Origin of the sequence: Actinomadura bangladeshensis, from assembly GCF_004348335.1 — a bacterium.
Classification (GTDB): domain Bacteria; phylum Actinomycetota; class Actinomycetes; order Streptosporangiales; family Streptosporangiaceae; genus Spirillospora; species Spirillospora bangladeshensis.
Window position 1 is genome coordinate 1 of record NZ_SMJW01000429.1, and the last position, 4,011, is coordinate 4,011.

The following is a 4,011-nucleotide window of genomic DNA, read 5'->3' on the forward strand; positions in this document are numbered from 1 at the left end:
CTCCTGGACGCGGCGCCCCGGCCGCCGCCCCCGGGCGCGGAGAGGCGAGCGGTGATGGCGGAGGCGGCGGGGACGCGGGGGGCGACGCCGGTCGCGAGGCGGCGATGAACCGGACCCGTGACGCCATCGCGGAGCTGTTCGAGCCCGAGCGCGACCGGCTGCGGCTGCCCCCCGAGCAGCTCGCGAGCCTGTTCATGGGCCTGGCGTTCACCCGCGCGCGCCCGCCCGCCGGTCCCGCCACGTCCAGCCCGTCCATGGAGGAGTACCTGGACGTGTTCCTGCACGGTGCCCTCAAGGAAGGAACCGCCGAATGACGATCAGCCTGAACCACACCATCGTGACCGCCGCCGACAATGACGAGGCCGCCCGCTTCTTCGCCGGCGTGATGGGCCTGGAGTACACGGGCGCGCACCCGCAGGCGCGGCATTTCGTCCCGATCCGCGTGAACGAGGGCCTCACCCTCGACTTCCTGACGGTCGCGCACCCGCAGGGCCACCACCTGGCCTTCGACGTCGACGCCGTCACGTTCGACACGGTCGTCGACCGCCTCGGCGCCCGCGAGATCCCCTACGGCGACGAGCCCGCGCACGCCGACAACGGGCGCGTGGAGGAGACCCACCCGCTCGGCGGGCGCGGTGTGTACTTCTCCGACTCCAGCGGCAACCTCTACGAGCTCATCGCGCCGCCGCGGACGTGAGGAACCGCCGGGTGCGCTCGCGGTCCTCGCCCGTCGCGTACTCGGCCGCGACGAAGTCGGTGACGCCCGCCGCGGCCAGCTCCTCCAGCTTGGCCGCGACCGTGTCCTCGTCGCCGACGACGGCCAGGTCGGCGGGCCCGTCGACGCCCTCCCGGTCCATCATCGCCCGATAGGACGGCAGGCTCCCGTAGATCTCGAACGTCCGGGCAGCCTGCTCCCGCGCGCGCTCTGGGTCGCTCGTGACGCACGTGGGCAGCGCGCAGACCACCCGTGGGGCGTCGCGTCCCGCCGCCTCGGCCGCCGCCGTGATGGTGGGCGCGACGTGGTCCCGGACGGTGACGGGGCCGGTCATCCAGAGGACCGTCCCGTCCGCCCTCTCCGCCGCGAGCTTCAGCATCTTCGGGCCGAGCGCCGCCAGCAGCACCGGCACGCGTCCCTCGTTGGGGACGCTCAACCCGATGTCGCCCTGCAGCGTCTCGCCCTTGAAGGACGCGTTCTCGCCGTTCAGCAGGGGGAGCAGCACCGACAGGTACTCGTCCATGTGCCGGAGGGGGCGGCCGTAGTCGTACCCGTACATGTCCTCGATGACGACCTTGTGGGAGAGGCCGATGCCGAGCGTCAGCCGTCCCTCCAACGCCAGCGCCGCCGTCCGCGCCTGCTGCGCCAGGACGGCGGGGTGGCGCGGGTAGGTCGGCACCACCGCGGTGCCGAGCTCGATCTCCGGGACGCCTCGTCCCGCCACGGCGAGCGCCATGAGGGCGTCCACACCGAAGATCTGCGAGATCCAGGCCGAGGGGAACCCGTCGTCGGCGGCGCGCCGCACGTCGTCCGCCAGCTTGCCGAGCGCGTCCGCCCCGCCGCGCTCATTGAGCAGAACACCAACCCGCACAAGGACCTCCCTAGAACGTGTAATGCGATCCTTACACACCTGCACCGCGAAGGCGCGGCCTGCAGGCGGAGGCCGCGACGTCCGGTCCGGAGGACCTATCCGCCGTCCGGGCCACTGCCTCCCGGCGCGTACATGCGCGCCAGTTCCCGGTCGTTCTCCGCCCACCGGCGATGCCGTGCGGCCGACTGCAGATGCAGCTCGGCCTCCTCCGGATGAGCGGCGGCCATCCCCTCCAGCAGCGCGGCGGCCCGCTCGTGGGCGCGCGCGGAGGACACCATCACCTGGGACGCGTAGTCGTCGGCCTCGCGCCGATGCGACCGGGGCGCCCCAGGGCCGTCCACCGGTCCGTCCGCGCGGGCCGTCACCCGCAGCGCGCGGTCTTCGCCGTCCATGCCCGCCAGCCCGCAACCCGAGCCCGCCGATCCACCAGCCCATGAGACACGTCCGCTACCTACCCAGCAACCCGTCCGTTCAGCCCCGCCCGGCCGGATCGAGGGACGCGCCGCCGCATGACCGATCATGGAGGACGTGACGACACCCGAACCTCTCACGCTGTTCACCGCCGACGGCGTCCGGATCGACGCCGGCCATCTGCGGGGCGGCGGCGACGTGTGCTTCGTCCTGGCGCACGGGTTCACCTGCTCGTGGCGGCAGCCCGCCCTCCGCCGGATCGCCGGCGCCCTCAACGCGCGCGGCGGCGTCCTCGCCCTCGACTTCCGCGGCCACGGGCGGTCGGGCGGGCACTCGACGGTCGGCGACCGGGAGGTCCTCGACGTCGACGCGGCCGTCACGGCGGCCCGCCGGCGCGGCTACCGGCACATCGTCGCCACCGGGTTCTCCATGGGCGGCGCCGTCGTCGTCCGCCACGCGGCCCTGCACGGCGGCGTCGACGCGGCCGTCTCCGTCAGCGCCCCGGCCCGCTGGTACTACCGCGGGACGGTGCCGATGCGGCGGGTCCACTGGGTGATCGAACGCCGCCTGGGCCGGTTCGCCGTCCGGCTGGCCCGGGGCACCCGCATCGCCGCGGCGGGCTGGGACCCCGTCCCGGAGGCGCCGCACGAGATCGCCGGACGGATAGCGCCGGTCCCGCTCCTGGTCGTGCACGGCGACGCGGACGCGTTCTTCCCTCTGGAGCACGCCCACCAGCTGTACGGGGCGGCGTCCGAGCCCAAGGAACTGTGGATAGAGCCGGCGTTCGGCCACGCCGAGGTGGCGGCCACTCCGGACCTGATAGAACGCATCGCGAAATGGGCGACAGATGCCGTTTCTCCATAATCGCTGAAGCGAAGTTATCCACAATTCTTCGGCGCCGCCCGCACGCCCGCCCGCCCCGGGCATCCTCGCAGCATGACCTCCGCCGCTCAGGACGGAGGCCAACGCGAAGGAGACCGATGAACGCCGTCACCCTCACCTGGAAGCGCACGTCCGCCGACTCGATCGTCCCCGTCGGCCCCGGCGTCTATTTCGCCCCCGCCGAGGGCGGCTCCCTCACCGCGCGGGCAGCGGCCCTGAGCAGCCTCCTCCCGCACGAGGCCGTCGTGGCCCGCCGTACCGCCGCCTGGATCTGGGGGCTGGACGTCCTACCCCCGGGAGTGAACGAGGCCGACTGGGGCGTCGAACTCATAACCCTCACCCCACCCGGCACTGACGCGATCAGCGCCGACACCGTCGCATTACCCCCCGATCACGTCCATGAGCATTCCGGAGTCCGCCTCACTTCCCCGACCCGCACGGCGCTGGACTGCGCCCGCTGGCTTCCCCGCCGCGACGCGGTCGCGGCGCTCGACCAGTTCCTCCGGCGCGGCACCGCCGGCGAGGAGGTCGCCGCGATGGCCCGGACCCTGCCCGGCTACCGCGGCAACACGCGACTACGCGAGATCATCCGCCTGTCCGACCGCGGCGCGGCCTCCCCAGGCGAGACATGGATCCGCGTGGCCATCATCGACACCGGCTTCCCCCGCCCGCGCACCCAGGTGCCGGTGAAAGGCCCGCGGGGCCAACCGCTCTACATCGACCTCGGCTACCCGGAATTCCGGGTCGGCCTCGAATACGACGGCGAACGCCACCACACGGGCCGCCGGGCCCGCGCCCACGACACGACGCGCCGCCGCTGGCTGGCAAAGGAGATGCGCTGGGAGATCATCACCGTCACGAAGGACTTCCTCCCCCGCCCGGTCCCGTACCTGGAGGCCCTCCTGACCGCCCTGCTCCACCGAGGCTGGAACCCCGGCAACGCCACCATGGACCGCATCGCCGCGCGCCTGGCGACCCTGAAACGCCGCCCCCGCTGAATACGGGGCTCAGGCCTGGTCGAGCCGATGGACCAGACGCTTCGGGGCGATCAGCCGATAGCTGTCCTCGATGAGTTCGGCCATCTCGTCCCAGTCATGGTCGACGTCGAGGCGTGCCCCCACCCACCCCCTGC

General features: G+C 73.1%; 5 protein-coding genes and 1 pseudogene. 4 read left to right on the plus strand and 2 right to left on the minus strand.

The window, feature by feature from the left end; all coding sequences use genetic code 11:
• Positions 1 to 314, plus strand: a pseudogene (locus tag E1284_RS39180) (hypothetical protein); the annotation flags it as partial.
• The gene (locus E1284_RS39185; protein ID WP_131945195.1) at positions 311 to 697 is read left to right on the plus strand and encodes a VOC family protein; all 387 of its coding nucleotides are present in this window, start codon (positions 311 to 313) and stop codon (positions 695 to 697) included. The pseudogene E1284_RS39180 and the gene E1284_RS39185, both read left to right, overlap by 4 nt.
• Here the strand turns inward: E1284_RS39185 and E1284_RS39190 are convergent.
• Positions 675 to 1,586 (minus strand): LLM class F420-dependent oxidoreductase, encoded by a 912-nt coding sequence (locus E1284_RS39190; RefSeq protein ID WP_131945196.1) that lies wholly within the window; start codon positions 1,584 to 1,586, stop codon positions 675 to 677. The two genes, E1284_RS39185 and E1284_RS39190, sit on opposite strands and share 23 nt — an antisense overlap.
• A gap of 95 nt (positions 1,587 to 1,681) precedes the next feature.
• Complete coding sequence (locus tag E1284_RS39195; protein WP_131945197.1) at positions 1,682 to 1,978, minus strand: hypothetical protein; 297 nt, start codon at positions 1,976 to 1,978, stop codon at positions 1,682 to 1,684.
• A 127-nt stretch (positions 1,979 to 2,105) separates the two neighbouring features.
• Here E1284_RS39195 and E1284_RS39200 point away from each other — a divergent pair, with 127 nt between their 5' ends.
• Positions 2,106 to 2,861, plus strand: a complete 756-nt coding sequence (locus E1284_RS39200) for an alpha/beta hydrolase (RefSeq protein ID WP_131945198.1) — start codon at positions 2,106 to 2,108, stop codon at positions 2,859 to 2,861.
• 116 nt (positions 2,862 to 2,977) lie between these two features.
• Positions 2,978 to 3,877, plus strand: coding sequence for a hypothetical protein (locus tag E1284_RS39205; RefSeq protein WP_131945199.1), 900 nt, complete (start codon positions 2,978 to 2,980; stop codon positions 3,875 to 3,877).
• The last annotated feature ends 134 nt before the right edge of the window (positions 3,878 to 4,011 follow it).